The organism is Labrenzia sp. THAF191a, from assembly GCF_009363335.1.
Lineage (GTDB): Bacteria > Pseudomonadota > Alphaproteobacteria > Rhizobiales > Stappiaceae > Roseibium > Roseibium algicola.
In genome coordinates this window covers 1050210-1066653 of sequence record NZ_CP045333.1, presented here as the reverse complement: position 1 = coordinate 1066653, position 16444 = coordinate 1050210, and the positions used below count along the sequence as shown (strand labels likewise).

Annotated in this window: 12 protein-coding genes; 10 read left to right on the top strand and 2 right to left on the bottom strand. The window is 59.4% G+C overall.

Features of this window, described 5'->3' with window-relative positions:
* Positions 1 to 96: 96 nt before the first annotated feature.
* The 3 genes from FIV05_RS04915 (at position 97) to FIV05_RS04905 (ending at position 5285) form a co-directional block, all read left to right on the top strand.
* Entirely contained in the window at positions 97 to 1131 is a 1035-nt protein-coding gene (locus FIV05_RS04915) for a LacI family DNA-binding transcriptional regulator (protein WP_152508861.1), read from the top strand.
* Between the two features lie 444 nt (positions 1132 to 1575).
* Entirely contained in the window at positions 1576 to 2379 is an 804-nt protein-coding gene (locus FIV05_RS04910; RefSeq protein WP_152508860.1) for a substrate-binding domain-containing protein, read from the top strand.
* 14 nt (positions 2380 to 2393) lie between these two features.
* Positions 2394 to 5285, top strand: coding sequence for an EAL domain-containing protein (locus FIV05_RS04905; RefSeq protein WP_286202297.1), 2892 nt, complete (start codon positions 2394 to 2396; stop codon positions 5283 to 5285).
* A gap of 48 nt (positions 5286 to 5333) precedes the next feature.
* Here the strand turns inward: FIV05_RS04905 and FIV05_RS04900 are convergent, their stop codons facing one another.
* Together FIV05_RS04900 and FIV05_RS04895 are read right to left on the bottom strand one after the other, a co-directional pair.
* The gene (locus FIV05_RS04900; RefSeq protein WP_022999276.1) at positions 5334 to 6350 is read right to left on the bottom strand and encodes a 2Fe-2S iron-sulfur cluster-binding protein; all 1017 of its coding nucleotides are present in this window, start codon (positions 6348 to 6350) and stop codon (positions 5334 to 5336) included.
* Positions 6351 to 6412: 62 nt separating this feature from the next.
* Complete coding sequence (locus FIV05_RS04895) at positions 6413 to 8200, bottom strand: ethylbenzene dehydrogenase-related protein (protein WP_286202265.1); 1788 nt, start codon at positions 8198 to 8200, stop codon at positions 6413 to 6415.
* Between the two features lie 675 nt (positions 8201 to 8875).
* Between FIV05_RS04895 and FIV05_RS04890 the strand changes: the two genes are divergently transcribed.
* Genes FIV05_RS04890 through FIV05_RS04860 form a run of 7 tightly spaced genes read left to right on the top strand, consistent with a single transcriptional unit; the run spans position 8876 to position 16408 of the window.
* Positions 8876 to 10243, top strand: a complete 1368-nt coding sequence (locus FIV05_RS04890) for a V-type ATP synthase subunit B (protein ID WP_152508858.1) — start codon at positions 8876 to 8878, stop codon at positions 10241 to 10243.
* Positions 10243 to 10866, top strand: a complete 624-nt coding sequence (locus tag FIV05_RS04885; RefSeq protein ID WP_152508857.1) for a V-type ATP synthase subunit D — start codon at positions 10243 to 10245, stop codon at positions 10864 to 10866. Before FIV05_RS04890 ends, FIV05_RS04885 begins: the two co-directional genes overlap by 1 nt.
* The gene (locus tag FIV05_RS04880; RefSeq protein WP_152508856.1) at positions 10863 to 12656 is read left to right on the top strand and encodes a V-type ATP synthase subunit I; all 1794 of its coding nucleotides are present in this window, start codon (positions 10863 to 10865) and stop codon (positions 12654 to 12656) included. Before FIV05_RS04885 ends, FIV05_RS04880 begins: the two co-directional genes overlap by 4 nt.
* Entirely contained in the window at positions 12653 to 13102 is a 450-nt protein-coding gene (locus FIV05_RS04875; protein WP_006939055.1) for an ATP synthase subunit C, read from the top strand. The genes FIV05_RS04880 and FIV05_RS04875 overlap by 4 nt, the downstream gene beginning before the upstream one ends.
* Before the next feature lie 24 nt (positions 13103 to 13126).
* Positions 13127 to 13828: a hypothetical protein gene (locus FIV05_RS04870; RefSeq protein ID WP_152508855.1), complete on the top strand. Its 702-nt coding sequence runs from the start codon at positions 13127 to 13129 to the stop codon at positions 13826 to 13828.
* 1 nt (position 13829) lies between these two features.
* Entirely contained in the window at positions 13830 to 14576 is a 747-nt protein-coding gene (locus tag FIV05_RS04865) for a hypothetical protein (protein WP_152508854.1), read from the top strand.
* Complete coding sequence (locus tag FIV05_RS04860) at positions 14573 to 16408, top strand: V-type ATP synthase subunit A (protein WP_152508853.1); 1836 nt, start codon at positions 14573 to 14575, stop codon at positions 16406 to 16408. The genes FIV05_RS04865 and FIV05_RS04860 overlap by 4 nt, the downstream gene beginning before the upstream one ends.
* Positions 16409 to 16444: the final 36 nt, after the last annotated feature.

Sequence of the window (16444 nt, the reverse complement as noted above, 5' to 3'; positions counted from 1 at the left end):
TCAACCCGGAATGTCGGATCAGACAGTTTCGAGGACGAACCGGCCGTCATGGCGGCAGGCGCCCAGGCTCAAAAAAGAGAAATACCGGAGAAGGCCTTGGCCCAGAAAATAGCACGAATTCAAGATGTTGCCAAAGAGGCGGGCGTATCGACCGCAACAGTCAGCCGGGCGCTGAGCAATCCTGAACTTTTGACAGAGGCAACCCGCGACATCGTCTTCGCGGCGATCCGCTCTACCGGTTACCGGGTCAACCGTGCAGCGCGTAACCTGCGCACCCAGCAGGCCGGAGCCATCCTGGTTCTGGTGCCAAACCTCGGCAATCCGTTCTTTTCCCAGATCCTGGCCGGGATAAGTGCATCCTTCGGCAACCGTGACTATTCCGTCCTGATCGCCGATACCAAGGACCATGCGACCAGTGGCAAACACGTGGTCGACTACTTTCTGGACGCCCAGATCGACGGCATGATCTGTCTGGACGGAGCAATCTCCCACCAGGAATTGCAGCTGTTCGAAGACAACGGCGTCTCCGGCAAGATCGTCTTTGCATGTGAATGGGCGCACGACGTCGCGTTGCCTTCCGTGCGCAGTGACAACGTTCGCGGGGCGCAACTGGCCGTCCGGCACCTGTATGACCTTGGCCATCGCAAGATTGCCCATATCACGGGTCCGCAGGAAAATGTTCTGACGCATGCCCGGCGCGAAGGCATGCTGGCCGAACGTGCAAGGCTGGAGCTGCCTGCCCGGGAGGAATGGATCATCCGGGGCGACTTTTCCCTGGAATCCGGCCGGATGGCAGGTGAGAGGATCCTGGAGATGAACGATCGGCCAACAGCGGTTTTCTGTGCGTCGGACCAGGTTGCCTTCGGGCTGATCTCGACCCTGACCGCAAACGGTGTCCGCGTTCCGGAGGATATTTCCGTCGTCGGGTTCGATGATATCGAGCTGTCGGAGTTTTATGTCCCGGCACTTACAACCATTCGGCAGGACCGGCGCGCGCTTGGTGCCAGGGCAGTTTCCCTCCTGCTGGATTGTATTGACGTTGCGCACACCAGGTCAGACGTCGAGATGGAACCGGTGATGGTTGATGTAGAGCTGATAGTGAGGGCCAGCGCCGCGCCGCTGGTTTGTTGAATAGCGGCCCTGTTGCCCACCGCTGACAGGGTCGAAAATCCAACCGGCAAGTTTTGCGCAAGCATGAGGTTGTAAATTTTCTCGCTACCCGAATTAGATGTAAGCGTTGATCAGCAGTGAATCTACCCTGCAGCATAAATCATGCAACTTGATGTTTGCGCGAAAAGAAAATCTAAGGTTGTATCGAATACATCTTTCTTGGTGGTAGTCAGGTCATGTTTACCGGTCAATTTATTGGGTGAACAAATTTGCTAAGTCGGTAAATTATTCCTACTAGGAAAATATTGCCCAAATCAGATCGAATTTTAATTTCAGGATTATTTTGCTTTTATTTCATTACTTTAATTAGACTACACATTTATTGTAATTTATCGCGGGGGTTTAGCGTTTAATTAACTTGAATATGTCACTCTAGATAGTACCGTCAATTTTTGGGTGATAAAAATGCGTAGTTTGGCTTTTGCCTTGGCATTGTCCCTTTGCACTTTTTTCTTACACACTGAAGTTTCGTCGGCACAGGGCCCGCTAAAAGTAGTAGGCACGGGTGATGGCCTTGAAATGCTTCAGGAAATTGGTGCGGGCTTTGTCGAGAATCGTCCCGATATCAATCTTGAAATTCCACCGAGCATTGGCTCGGGTGGCGGTATCGCTGCCGTCAGCTCCGGCACGGAGCGGTTGGGCCGGGTCGCGCGTCCCTTGAAGGACAGCGAGGTGGAATATGGCCTCGTTTACCTGCCGATTGCAAAAATCCCCAGCGCAATCTTCACGCATCCGTCCACCGGTATCGATGCTTTGACCAGTGAAGAACTCGTCAAATTGTATACCGGTGAAATAGCCAACTGGTCTGAACTAGGCGGTGCCGATCTGCGTGTCCGCCTCGTCCGCCGCGAAGACGCGGACAGCACCTTGCAGGTTTTGAAATCGTCGATGCCGGGCTGGGCGGATATGGAGTTCTCGCCGCGCTCGAAAACGGCCCTTACCACCCAGGAAGCAATTTCCAGCGCGCGCGAAGTCGAAGGCGCGATTGCTTTCGGTCCTTATTCGAAGCCGCTTGAAGACGGACTGTCGGTCCTCAAGATCGATGGTCACCATCCGACTGATCCGGGGTACCCGAGTTCGGTAACCCTCGCCTTGATCTACAAGGAAGGCACGCTGGACGATGAGATGAAGGCCTTCATCGACTACGCCCAGTCGGGTCAGGCTCACACATTGATCAGTAACTACGGTGGCGTACCCGTCGGTAGATAACCCAATTGGTCCACATGATCCGTCACTCGTCCCTTCTCTGGCATTATACATACGGCGCCGTTTTCACGGCGGTGTGTGCATTTGCCGGTCTTATCGGACTGGTGGCTTTCCAGCTTGAAGACAGCATGCAGCGTCAGGAGGCCGAGCTTCTGGAGCTTTCCCGCGCGCGTCTTGTGGAAACCCTGTCCGCCGACGTGAAGCTTGCCGGGACCCGTATGGAGTTCCTGTTTCAGGACAGGCTTCGGCGCATAAATGCGTTGTCGGAGAGGGTGGATACCGCCAAGGCCGTTGAGTCACGCAATGTCGTGGCCATGTCGGAACTGCTCGGCCCGGCCGCGAAACTGGCGGATGTGGACGGCATCGTCGTTCTGGATGAGGAAGGCCATGTGATCGGCGCCTCCTCCTATTCTGCGGACCTCGTCGAACTGGGGTCCAAGATGCAGGGTCTGAGCTTCTTCAACGAGGTCGCCAAGTCGCTGAAAGACAGCTTCCCGGGAGAGAAGCTGACTTACTCCGGCGTCTTGCCGAAGTCCGAAACGGGTGTCTTTGTGCCAGGCGATCGGGTCAATGAAGTGTCTCAGATCGCGTTTGTCCCGGTTTTCGATGATTTCGGCTATGTGATCGGCGGACTTGTCGCGCAACGTTGGCTGCGGCCGGAAGAGCCACTCCTGGCGGATCTGGCAAAAATCAATTCCTTCGAAATGGCGATCGTTTTCGACGACCAGATCATTTCCACGGCGAATTTCACCGGAAACTATTCGGATCTCACCCGCTCGAAAGAAACGCCGAACATCACCCTGGACGGTGAGCATGTCATCGAATGCGGTGTTCCTGTCGTTCCCATGACTGTCTGTGCGCTGACCCCCATCGCGGCGCTGACCGAAATCCAGAACAAACTGATCCGTATCGGCACCGAAGAAGAAGCAAAGCTGCTCCGGCGGCTGTTCCTGTTCGGACTGATCGCGCTGGTGGCTTTCGCTGCTGTCGCCTTTCTCATGTCGCGGCAGATTACCCGGCCGCTGACCAAGATCACGCGCGTATTGACCGGCATTGCAGCGGGCGACTTCGAAAGCAAGGTGGTTGGAACCGAGCGGCTGGACGAAGTCGGTGACATCGCCAGATCGGTCGTTTCCTTGCAGCGATCCGTCAAGGAGCGCGACGCCTTGCGCGAACGCGTGCACGAAAAGAACTCCATCCTGCGCTCTCAGGAAGCCCAGTTGCGCGAGCAGAACGTCCTCTTTGATGCTGCTCTCAACAACATGTCGCACGGTCTGTGCATGTTCGACGTCGATGGCAGGTTGATTGTTTCGAACCAGCGCTACGCCGAATTGTTCGAAGTCGAGCCGGGCAGGATAAAGTCGGGTATGACGGCTGCTCAGCTCGCAACGCTGCAGAAAGTTGATGCCGTTGAAACCGGTGACATGGCTCTGCACGATTCCAGGATGGGAGATCACAGGTATTCAGGTGGCTCGCAAAGCACCGAAATGGTGAAGATCCGCTCGGGCCGTATCGTCCTGACCACCCGCCAGCCGCTGGCGGAAGGTGGCTGGGTGGCGATATCCGAAGACATCACTGAGCGGCAGGAAGCCCGCGACCGGCTGGCGTTCCTGGCGCGTCACGACCTTCTGACACAGCTGCCAAACCGCATCGAATTCCGGGACCAGCTGGACATGCTGTTGAACCAGCAACTGGTCAAGGGCGGCGAGTTCGCCATTCTGTGCCTCGATCTGGACGAGTTCAAAACGGTCAACGACAGCCTTGGGCACCCGATTGGCGACGAACTCTTGCGGCAGGTGGCGGAGCGTCTGCGCGCCCTCATCGGCCGAAAGGACGTTGTTGTCCGCCTTGGCGGCGACGAATTTGCGATCCTCACCGGTCTGCCCTGCAGGCTTGCTGATGTCGAGGAACTGGCGCAATCGGTCATCTGGGAGATTTCCCAACCGTTCCAGATCACGGATCATGAACTCGTAATCGGCGTCAGCATCGGCATCACAATTGCCAGGGCCGACGGCACTGCAGGCGACGAACTGTTCAAGCAGGCGGACCTTGCGCTCTACCGGGCCAAGGAAGACGGTCGCAATACCTACCGCTTCTTTGAGCAGGACATGGGCACGGCCGTGAACGACCGGCGAGAGCTTATCACCGACCTCAGGACCGCGGTCGCCAATGGCGAACTGGAGCTTTATTTCCAGCCGCAATACACGCTCGTGGACGACCGGGTGTCCGGCTTCGAGGCGCTGGTGCGCTGGAACCATCCGACACGGGGCATGGTTTCTCCGGCTGATTTCATTCCGCTTGCCGAAGATACCGGCCTGATCATCCAGTTGGGCGAATGGGTGTTGAAGGAAGCATGCCGGATCGCGTCCAATTGGCCGGACCACCTCAGGATCGCGGTCAACCTGTCACCCCGGCAGCTGCGCGGCCACGCATTTGGTCCGGTGCTGATCGATGCCCTGACCCAGACGGGTCTCAAGGCCGACCGTCTCGAACTGGAAGTGACCGAAAGCGTGCTTCTGACCGATTCAGAAGATGTTCTGGATTCGCTGCGCCAGGCCAAGTCGCTGGGCGTGAAAGTGTCCATGGACGATTTCGGAACCGGCTATTCCTCGCTCAGCTACCTGCGCCGGTTCCCGTTCGACAAGATCAAGATCGACCAGTCCTTCGTCCGGTCGATGGCCTATTCGGACGATTCCATTTCCATCGTGAAAGCGGTCATCGAACTGGCCAACAATCTCAACATGACCACCACCGCCGAAGGTGTGGAGACCAAGCAGCTTCTCGACATGCTGACCGAAATCGGCTGCACGGAAGCGCAGGGCTACTACCTGGGCAGACCCATGCCTGTCGCCAGCACCGAAGAGCTGATCTATGCCGGCGAACGGTCTCTGACAACCGCCGCGCAATAGTCGGCAAGACCGCTCGCTTTCAGGAGAGGCAGGTGTAGCGCTCTGGCGTCAGCCGGCGGAAGCCGAGGTAAACGGTGCGGATGCCTTTCGGATAAGGTTTCCAGCAAGGGCCAGCAGGCCACTTTCTTCTTCCGCCACAAAAAACGGATCGGCGTAGAAGGTTGCCCCTGCGCCTAGCGCGATCTCCCGCATGGCGTCGACATGTGACGGCGCACCGGCCGAATAGACGACGTGATCGGGTGTAAGTTGTCCGACCAGTTCATGCGGGCGCGCTTTGCGCACCGTCTCGTCGTCGCCATCGCCTGCCGTCAGGGTGATCGGAATGCCTCGGCCTTGCAGCCAGCGAACCGCGTCGCGCATGTAGATCCCGTCCCGGGTTCTCGACCCGGCAATGATGCGGATTTCACGGCCGGTCTGGCCCAGGCTTGCAGCAACGGCGATCGACCAGATCGGTGCGAACCCGGTGCCGGTCGAGGTGAGCAGGATCGGGTTCTGCTGCCGCCGCAAAAACGCATTGCCGAATGGGCCTCGCAGCTTGACGGCATGTCCCTTGGCAATTTCCTTGCCCAGCTTCGACGATACGATGCTGTCCGGGTAGACCTTGATGTGAAACACAAGGACATTCTCTTCCGCATCCAGGTTGAGCGGGGTTGTCGGGCTGTAGTCGCGCGGCGGATATCCTGCAAAGGTTGCGCGCAGATACTGCCCCGGCAGCCAGGGCACGGGCCGCGCCGTCTTGACCCGAACTTCCAGGTACCCGTCCTTGATCGGCCGAATGCTTTCCACCGTTCCCTTTGTGGTCTTCACCAGCGGTACCGGGTCATAGGCGATCTCGGCATCGCCTTCCAGAACGGAAAGGCATCCGAGCACGGTGTCCTTTTCCCGGGTGCCCATGTCGTCGATCTGCCCGCTCAAAACGCGAACCCGGCAGGTTTCGCATTGGCCGGAACAGCAGTCGTGCGGGATGACGAGGCGTCCGCCGAGCCCGGCGTCGATCAGCGTGTCGCCGACATTGGCCTTGATGGCCTTCCCGTTGATGGTGACCGTACAGGTGCTTTTCGACATGGGTAATTACATCCGTTGAAAGAAACGTCCGGAAAAGACAGGAAAGGCGGGAAGGGCAGGCCTCAATTGAAGGTCAGCCGCACGGGACGGGAATGGCGGGTGTGGCGGGTCTGGTTGTGGTCGAAGGCAGAGACCCACAGGAAAAGACCGTCCGTCATGGCAAGGTCCTGGCTCTGGCCGGTATCCATGTCCCGGACGACTTCAAGCGTCCAATGGTCGTCCTGCCACCTGGACCCACCCATCAGATCTGCCCGGCTGCCGGAGTATTCACCCTCGATGAGAACTCCCGGAATAACCGTCCCGACCGGGATCTCCGCGTCCTTTTCCGGCGAGTACGGCACGCTTTCGTTTTCGAACATCCACCACTGCGACCCCTCGTCTTCGCTCACTTCGGTGGAAAGATCGATGGTGCCCATCAGTGATGTCATTTTCTGATAGTCAGCCGGAAGCCGGCGCACGCCGACGGTCCCGTGGTAGTGGGTCACGGGATCGCCGATGTAGTTGTAGACGTAGAAAGCCTTGCCTTCGTCGGCATTGTAGCCGGCGCTGTAGCGGCTCTTGCCGGCAGCCTGGGCTTCGTTCGGTTCCACCGGCGTCGCGAAATGCATGTCGTCGACGCGTCCCAGCATGCCGCCACGGGACGCTTTCCATTGCCACACATCCACCAGACTGCCGTCGGTCGTATAGTGCAGGCCGCGGTAGTTGAAGGCACCTGGTTTGTCACTCAGGGGCTTCGGGCCCATGTGGGTGGCGCCACCGCCGCCAAAGGTGTCGGTGGTGGAAAAGGCAACCGAGAACTTGTCCTCGTAGTAGGCGGTCTCGTCGGAAATGTCGGCCCGGTTGTTCAGCATGTGCCAGCCGTCTTCACGCTTGATCAGCGGATGCCGCTTCAGCGACCGGTTCTTGTCTTCCCAGCGGAAGGCAAACGCGATCTTGTCCCCCACCTGGACGGCACGTACTTCGACGGTGGATTCTCCCGTTCCGTCCAGGTTCGAGCCTTGCTGTGTCCGGATGAAAACAGGAGTGGCGTCCTGCCAGACCGGATCGTCCAGCGTGCCGTCCAGCTCCGGCAGGGTGGTGCCCTTGGCAACGACAAGACTGTCGCGTGTGCCGAAATCGAGGCTGACGGCGCCAACAAGCACGATTGCGCCCAGGGCAGTCGCCAGGGCCAGCGGGTGACGGCTCATGCCCGGGAAGCGGCGCAGCGCCTGCGGACGGAACAGCCGCAGCAACTGGGCAACGCCGCCATAGCAATAATGCAGCACCACATGGGCAACGATATAGGTCAGCACCACAAGGGCGGCCGTGTAATGCACCGTCACCCAGATGCCGCCATGACCGATATAAAGCAGGACGCCCGTCGCCGACAGGGTGAGCACTGCCCCGAACAGGATCCAGTAGGCGATGACGTTGACCGCGGCCAGGCGCAGCTTGGTGCTGGCGGGAAGCGTCAGGACAACGATCTTCTTGGAGGAAATGCGCCGTTTCAGTCGGCCAAGCGTCATGTAGGCCGCATAGGCAAAGATAACTGCCAGAACGAATATCGCCGACACATAGTGCCAGGTCCAGATTTCACCCTGTGGCAGGATCGGTTCGAAAAGCTTGGAGAACCAGGCGTGTTCCGCATCCGCCGACAGGCGCATGCCGGTGACCAGGCTGGTCACGATCGCCACAACCAGTGTCCAGTGCAGGAGGATCGTGCCGATGTCGCTGCGCACCGGAGGGCTGCGGTCCTCGGGTCTTTTCGCCGCGCTATCTGCGTCAGTGGCGTGCCGGCCTGTTTGGGATTTCTTGGATGACTTGGACGATGAAGGCAGTTCCAGGGCGTGATCAGTCACTTGGTCCGTCAACTTTTCCTCCAGGGCCGCCAGCAATGCGACCGGGTTACCGGCATAGGTTGTGCAACCGGATGTCGGGAAATTTCAAAGCGCTTTGCCTAAAAAATATCACATTTTAACAAAAGTGAAGAAAAAATGGCGAATACAACTGACCTTAAACCTATCCGGGTGGTTTTGCGCATGCTTAAAAATCTTCCTCTTGGGAAAAAATTCAGATGACTGAAGATCAACAATGGCGGGAAGGCGCGTGATCGTGAAAAAGAAACGATCATGAAGAATGATCGGGAACTTGGAGAATTGATATTCCAATATATAGGTAGAATATCAGGTGGATCGTTTGAAAGTTGCTTTAAATTTGTGCAGCGCAACTGCACGTTTTCCGGAATGCTGCTTTTCCCCGGGCTTTTGCCGGAATTAAGCGGATCAGCGACGTCGGCCCGCCGCTAACGCAAGTGAAATGGGGTTGCGGCAGTGCGGGAACAGGCCTTCTGCCTCTGGCATGAGCACTTTGATGCAAGTCATACGAACGCAATCATTTCTCTCTTAACTTCATTTTGGTTGAAGCGAGTTGGGTGCCGGGCAACAGTACAGGTTGTGCGGGATCGAAAAACCCGCCTAAGATGGTTTGCGTTGCAGCAGAACGGGTTTGGCCCGATGTGAGTTAATTTCCTTCCCAAGGGGGCGTTGATGCTGGTCTCCCACACACGGATTGTCGATATCGTTGGCGATATCATTCGCATTCAGGTGTCTTCGACGAAGAGCGAGTCGGAGGGGCGCCCGTGCCTGGGTGATCTGGCACTGGTCGATTCAGGCGATGGTGCGACGTCTCTCGCACAGGTCAACAACATCGACCGGGACATGGTTTCGCTGCAGGTCAATTCCGGTACGAAGGGCCTCGCCAACAATTCGTCCGTACGCTTTCTGGGTGAGCCGGCCAAGGTCACCTATTCGGACAATATCCTGGGCCGTGTGTTCGATGGCGCGGGGCAGCCGATTGACCGGGGCCCGGATCTGTCCAGCGACCCTTCCGTCGCGATCGGCGGACCGTCCGCCAACCCGATGAAGCGCGTACTTGCCTCGCGCATGATCCGCACAGATGTGCCGATGATCGATATCTTCAACTGCCTCGTGGAAAGCCAGAAGATCCCGATCTTCTCGGTTTCCGGCGAACCCTATAACCCGTTTCTGGCACGTATCGGCATCCAGGCAGACGCCGATATCGTGGTGTTCGGCGGCCTCGGGCTGATCTTCGATGACTATGCCTTTTTCCGGCAGCAGTTCGAGGATGCGGGCGTTTTCCCGCGCACCGTCATGTTCATCAACCAGGCGTCCGATCCGGTGGTCGAGCGCCTGCAGGTTCCGGACATGGCCCTTGCGGTTGCGGAAAAATTCGCCGTTGAGGAAGGCAAGCGCGTTCTGGTGCTGCTTACCGACATGACCGCCTTCGCAGATGCCATGAAAGAAGTCTCCATTGCGATGGAGCGGGTGCCCGCCAACCGGGGTTATCCGGGCGATCTTTATTCCCAGCTGGCCCGCCGTTACGAAAAGGCCTGCGATTTCAAGGGTTCAGGCTCGGTTACCATCCTTACGGTTACGACAATGCCGGGCAATGACGTCACCCATCCGGTGCCGGACAACACAGGCTACATCACCGAAGGCCAGTTCTACCTGCACAGCGGCGTTCTGGACCCCTTCGGCTCGCTGTCACGTTTGAAACAGCATGTGATCGGCAAGGTGACGCGTGAGGATCACAACCAGATCATGAACACCATGATCCGCTTTTATTCCGGCGCGCGCGATGCGGAGCAGAAGCAGTCCATGGCGTTCGAATTGTCGGAATACGACCACCAGCTTCTGAAGTTTGGCGGCCTTTTCCGGCGGCGTTTCATGGATATCAATGTCGCAATGCCTCTGGAGGAGGCGCTCGACCTGTGCTGGCAGACGCTTGCCGAATGCTTCCAGCCGGAACAGCTGCTGATGAAGCAGGGGCTGATCGACAAGTATTTCCCGAAAAGGAAACCTGCCGGCGGGGCGTCTGACGAGGAGGCTGCCTGATGGCAAGGCTGGCCCTCAACAAGTCGTCTCTGGCCCGGGAAAGCGGACAGCTCTCGGAATACAAGCGCTTCCTGCCGTCTCTTGAGCTGAAGAGGCTTCAGATCATGGCCGAGCGCGCCAAGGCGAAGGAAGCAGCCGTCCGCCTGGAGGCGGAGTATGAGGAGCGATTCAACGCTCTTGCGCGGTCTCTGCCGATGATGGCCAACAAGCATGTCCCGCTGGAAGGGCTCGTGGTGTTGAAGCAGGCCGTCGTCGGCGAGCAGAACCTCTCCGGCACCCGGCTGCCGGTCCTGGAGGATATCAAAGTCGAGACGAAAGCCTATTCCCGTCTGGCGCGCCCGCATTGGGTCGACCCCTATGTCGCAGGCATGCAGGAACTGTTGCGGCTCAACAAGGAGCGGGAGATTGCCAAGGAGCGTATTGCCCGGCTGATCGAGGCCGAAGCGGTTATCTCTCGCCGGGTCAACCTGTTCGAAAAGGTGCTGATCCCGCAGGCGGAACGCAACATCAAGAAAATCCGCATGGCCCTGGCGGACGCGGAACGCGATGCCGTGGTCCGTGCCAAGATCTCCAAACGCAAGACGGCAGCTCGCGGCGCCGAAACCTCGGTGGCCGAGCTATGACCATTGTCCCGCTCGTCAAGGTGAATCTGGTCGGCATCCTTGAGGACAAGGACAAGGTGCTGGAAGCCACGCAGGAATTCGGCGCCCTGCATCTGATCCCCCTGACTTCGGCACAAAAGGAACTGGAAGCCGTTCCCGCAGGCCGGGGGCGCGAGGCGAGCGAAGCCCTGCGCTGGCTCATGGACAGCAAGGCGCAGCGTCGTCCGGTCACCCATCTTGACGACTTCGACCTGGAAGCGGTGGTCGAAAAGACGCTCGCCAACCGCAAGGCGCTCCGTGACTGCGAAGACCGGGTGGCGCGCCTTGATCAGCGCATTCAGGACGTGGAGCCCTGGGGCGAATTCAGCTTTTCCGACCTGGCCGAAATCGGCGAGCACCGGCTGTGGTTCTACGTGGTGCCCAACGCCAAGCTCAAGTTGATCGATTCTTCCGACAAGATCCTGGAGATCGTCCACCGCGACAAGTACCGCAGCTACATCGTGTTGCTTTCTCCGGAAGAACCGGCGGCAAATGCCATGCCGGTGCCGCGCGTTCACGTGGGGGCCGAGGCGCTCTCGGTGCTTCGCCGTCAACATGAAGATGCAACCATCCAACTGGAAGAACTGGAGCTGCAGCGTCAGGCTCTCACCAAATGGCGGTTCGTGCTGGCACAGAACCTTGCCGCCGCTCGAGACCATTCTGCCCGCCACAGGGCGTCGCTCGAAACAGCGGACACCGAACAGGTCTTCGTGCTTCAGGCCTGGGCGCGGCGGGACCAGGTCGCGGAAGTCCGCACGCTTTCGGACAGTCTCGGCATCGCCCTGCTGGTGACGGATGTCGAAGAGGCCGATGCGCCGCCCACGCTTCTCGACAACAGACCTGCTCTGGAAGCTGGAGAGGATCTGGTCGAATTCTACCAGACCCCCGGCTACAGAGGGTGGGACCCTTCGGCAATCGTCTATGTTTCCTTCGTGATCTTCTTCGGCATGATCATGACGGACGCGGGCTATGGCCTGCTTCTTCTGCTGCTGTTGTACCTGTTCCGGGCGCGCTTCAAAGGTTCGGCGTTGGGCCGGCGCATGTTCCGGATGTCCGTCTGGCTGATGATCTCGACGGCGGCCTTTGGCGTGGCAACGGGTAGCTACTTCGGGGTCGCGCCTCCCGAAGGCACGTTTCTCGCACGCCTGAAGGTGCTGCATCTGAAGGACGTCGACACGATGATGAAGATCACGCTGACCATCGGTGTGACCCATATCGTCATTGCCAACCTGATGCGCGCCTGGCACGAAACGAGCCTGAGCGGTCGCCTGCAGCCTGTCGGCTGGTGTCTGGTGGCACTCGGTGGCCTGGCAACGTTTCTGGGGCAGGGCACTCTCATTGCGGTTGCCGGCCCGGTCGTGGTGGTTGGTGGGCTCCTGCTGGTCGGCATCTTCGGCAGCGACCGCAAGGTGACATCGCTCAAGACCGGCGGCCTGAGGGTCTTCGACGGCCTCGCCTCGCTGGCCCGTATCGTCAACATCTTCTCTGATGTTCTCAGCTACATGCGCCTGTTTGCGCTGGGGCTAGCGGCAGCGTCGCTTGCCGAAACCATCAATTCGCTCTCGGGCCAGCTAAACCACGCGGTTCCTGGCGTCGGTCTGCTGATTGCCATCGCGGTTCTTGTGCTCGGGCACGCCATCAATATCGGGCTGGGGCTGATCGCCGGCTGCGTGCATGGCCTGCGTCTGAATGTCATTGAATTTTTCAATTGGGGTTTGAAGGACGAGGGCACGCCTTTCCGTCCGTTCAAGAAAGAGGAGACACGCCTGTGAACGAATTCGTTGTGGCTCTCGGCTGGTTTGGGCTGTTCGCGCCGGTCGCCCTCGGCGCAATCGGCAGCGCCTGGGGCTGCGCCCTTGGCGGTAGCGCCGCGATCGGCGCCATGCTGGACAGCGACGGTGGTTACGGCCGGTTCATCGGTGTTTCGCTGATGCCGTCGTCCCAGGTGATCTACGGCATCGTGATCATGTTCTCGTTGCAGCAGCCCACCATCGATGCAGCCAATGGCGCCGCGCTTTTCGGCATCGGCCTCCTGTCCGGCGTCACCATGCTCTACACCGGCATTCGCCAGGGCGAGGTGCTCGCCTCGGCCATTCATGCTTCCAAGGCCAAGCCGGAAATCTTCGGCATTTCCCTCGCACCGGCGGCGGTGCTGGAAGGGTTTTCGGTCTTTGCTCTCGTCTTCGCGCTGGTCCTGTCCGGCTCGATCCCCGCTTAGGGCCAGAAGGAACAGGAGGCGGCAATGTCCAAACATGACGCAGCAGACGACCTGGAGAACGCCGCTGGTGCCGGTGTCCAGGCGCTTATCGAAAGACTGAAGTCCGAAGGCGTGGCCGCGGGCCAGTCGGAGGGGGATGCCATCCTGGCCAAGGCCAGAGAAAAGGCGGAAACGATCGTCGAGGAAGCAAGGCAGAAGGCGGACAGCCTGCTGGCTGATGCAAGAGCGGAAGCGGCCAGGGAAAAGGCCGCTACGGAAGACGGGCTGAAGGTTGCCGCGCGCGATCTTGTCCTCAGTCTGCGCAACGAGTTGGGCGACCGCATCCAGCAGGAAGCCGGCCGGCTGGTGGCAACAACACTTGCCGACCAGGAATTCCTGAAAAACCTCATTCTGGCGATGGCCGCCAACGCAAAGGACAATGCGTCGGTCAGCGATACTGAGCCGATGGAGATCGTCCTGCCGGAGAAGGTCGTCACCTTCGAGGAGTTGAAGCAATCACCCGAAGCGGTCGAGCCGGGAACCCTCACCCACTTCGTGATCGCGCTTGCAGGCGAGGTGTTGCGGCAAGGGGTCACCTTCTCCACCGCACCGGGCTTTGACGGCATCAAGGTGAAGTTGACCGACAGGGATGTTTCCATCGATCTGACCGAAGAATCGATCGCGACACTGTTGAAGCGGCACCTGCAACCGCGTCTCAGGGCGGTGATGGAAGGGGTGCTGCGCTGACATGAGCCGGCCGCACCAATATATCGCGCTGGTGTCCAGCCTGCCCCATCTTGGCAAGCTGTTCTCGCGCAAGGACGTGCCGATCTCGGGGTTCCGGTTGAAGCAGCGGCTGTCGATGCTGGAGCCCGCGCATGCGAGCCTGCTGCGCGAGATGGTGGAGGTGACGGCCTGGGCCGGCGTTGCCGGTTATGATCGCGACATCGATGTGATCCGGCGGGCAAAAAAGGTTCTTGCCGATCTGGCTGCCTATCCGGATCTGCAACACCTTGTCGGGGCACGCATGGAAACGCGGACGCTGATTGCAGCGCTGCGCCGCCGCCGGGACGGACAGGAAAGCGCCGGAGATATCGAAAACTGGGGCTTCGGCCGCTGGTGCGCACAGGTCAAGGCCAACTGGAGCGACCCGGCCTTCGGGCTCGGCCATTTCATGCCGTGGGTGGGCGAAGCTCACCAACTGATGCGGGCGGGCGATCACATCGCCATGGAACGTCTTGTCCTCACCCAGGTCTTCCGGCAGATGGGCCATTACGGCAACCTGCATGAATTCGATTTCGAGGCCGTTGCGATCTACGTGCTGCGCTGGGTGATCGTGGAACGCTGGTCACGCTACAACGAGGCCGATGCACGTGCCCGTCTGGCCACGCTCGTGGCGTCAGCCCTTGGCGGCAAAACGGACGACGGCAGTCAAGCCGGCCGGCCGGACCTTTTCTCAGACTTCACTTCTGCCCTTGAGGGAGCCCCTTCATGACGAGCCATGTTCAGTTGCCCGAACCGACCGCGGAAATCGTCGCCGTGCAGGACGATCTCGTCACACTGTCTCCGCTCGGCTCTGCCCCTCTCATCAAGAACGAGGTGGTTTATATTATCCCCCATGGTCCCGAACGTGATGGAAAGCCGCGGGAATACCTGAAGGCCGAAGTGCTGCGCGTGCGCGGAAAGTCCGCTGAAGCACAGGTGTTCGAAAGCACTGCGGGCGTGCGCGTCGGTGACAAGGTGATCCAGAGCGGCGAGATGCTGTCGGTTGCTCTCGGACCGGGCCTGCTCAGCACGGTTTTTGACGGCTTGCAGAACCCGCTGGCCGACATTGCGGCCGAGCACGGCTTCTTCCTGCCGCGCGGGGTGCTTACCAACGCTCTCGACCAGAACCGCAAATGGTCGTTTGAACCCAAGGTGAAATCCGGTGATGTGGTCAAAGCCGGGGAAACGCTCGGCACGGTTCCGGAAGGCAGGTTCGAGCACCGGATCATGGTTCCCTTCGTCACGACGGGTTCCTGGACAGTGGACCGGATACGCGAAGGAACTTTCACCATCAACGAGGTGGTGGCAACGCTCAAGAACGATCGCGGCGAGACCCGCGACTTGACCATGGTCCAGCATTGGCCGGTTCGCCGGGCAATCCCGGAAGGGCTGGTCAAGGCCGGTCAGAGCGAGCGGCTTTATCCAAGCGAGCCGCTGATCACCACCTTGCGCCTGATCGACACGTTCTTTCCCATCGCCCGTGGCGGTATGGGCTGCATTCCGGGCCCCTTCGGCGCGGGCAAGACGGTGCTGCAATCGCTGATTTCGCGTTTCTCGGCGGTCAATATCGTGATCGTGGTTGCCTGCGGCGAGCGTGCCGGTGAGGTGGTCGAAACGATCACCGAGTTCCCGCACCAGCCCGATCCTTCCGGAGACGGCACGCTCATGGACCGCACGGTCATCATCTGCAACACGTCTTCAATGCCCGTGGCAGCGCGCGAGGCCTCGATCTACACCGGCATTACCCTTGGCGAATACTACCGGCAGATGGGCTATGACGTGCTCTTGATCGCAGACAGTACCTCTCGCTGGGCCCAGGCCATGCGTGAGACCTCCGGCCGGCTGGAGGAAATTCCGGGAGAGGAAGCGTTTCCCGCCTATCTCGACAGCGCCATCAAGGGCATCTACGAACGCGCGGGGGTCCTGCGTACTGCCAGCGGCGAGACCGGCAGTCTCACCATGATCGGCACGGTGTCTCCGGCCGGCGGCAATTTTGAGGAACCGGTCACCCAGTCGACCCTCGGCACGGTCAAGACCTTCCTGGGCCTCTCGTCCGAGCGGGCCTACAAGCGCTTCTATCCGGCGGTCGACCCGCTGCTGTCCTGGTCGCGGTATCACATTCAGCTCAACGACTGGTACCAGAAAAATATCGGCCCGGACTGGGTGCCCCGCGTTTCCGAGATGATTGAACTCCTGCGCAAGGGCGACGAGATCACCCGAATGATGCAGGTGACAGGCGAAGAAGGCGTCTCGACCGACGATTTCATCCTTCAGCAGAAGGCGCTGTTCCTCGACATGGTCTACCTGCAGCAGGATGCCTTTGACGACGTCGATGTATCGGCTCCGCTCAAGCGTCAGCAGGAAACCTTCGATCTCGTCTACAGGATCGCCCGTACCGACTTTGCCTTTGACGACAAGGAAGCCGTCCGCAAGTTCTTCACCGAACAGACATCGCTCTTCAAGAACCTCAACTACGCCGCCGACGGCAGTCCGGACCGCAAGGAATTGCTGGAGAAGATAAAGGCCAATGTCAGCGCCGCCCCGACACATGTGACGGGGTGATCGCCGTGTATTGCGGGCGAGTAAGCCCCGGGCTTC

Coding starts and splice junctions, on each gene's coding strand:
- FIV05_RS04910 (WP_152508860.1), top strand. CDS start 1,576: ATGCGTAGTTTGGCTTTTGCCTTGGCATTGTCCCTTTGCACTTTTTTC.
- FIV05_RS04905 (WP_286202297.1), top strand. CDS start 2,394: ATGATCCGTCACTCGTCCCTTCTCTGGCATTATACATACGGCGCCGTT.
- FIV05_RS04900 (WP_022999276.1), bottom strand. CDS start 6,350: ATGTCGAAAAGCACCTGTACGGTCACCATCAACGGGAAGGCCATCAAG.
- FIV05_RS04890 (WP_152508858.1), top strand. CDS start 8,876: ATGCTGGTCTCCCACACACGGATTGTCGATATCGTTGGCGATATCATT.
- FIV05_RS04885 (WP_152508857.1), top strand. CDS start 10,243: ATGGCAAGGCTGGCCCTCAACAAGTCGTCTCTGGCCCGGGAAAGCGGA.
- FIV05_RS04880 (WP_152508856.1), top strand. CDS start 10,863: ATGACCATTGTCCCGCTCGTCAAGGTGAATCTGGTCGGCATCCTTGAG.
- FIV05_RS04870 (WP_152508855.1), top strand. CDS start 13,127: ATGTCCAAACATGACGCAGCAGACGACCTGGAGAACGCCGCTGGTGCC.
- FIV05_RS04865 (WP_152508854.1), top strand. CDS start 13,830: ATGAGCCGGCCGCACCAATATATCGCGCTGGTGTCCAGCCTGCCCCAT.
- FIV05_RS04860 (WP_152508853.1), top strand. CDS start 14,573: ATGACGAGCCATGTTCAGTTGCCCGAACCGACCGCGGAAATCGTCGCC.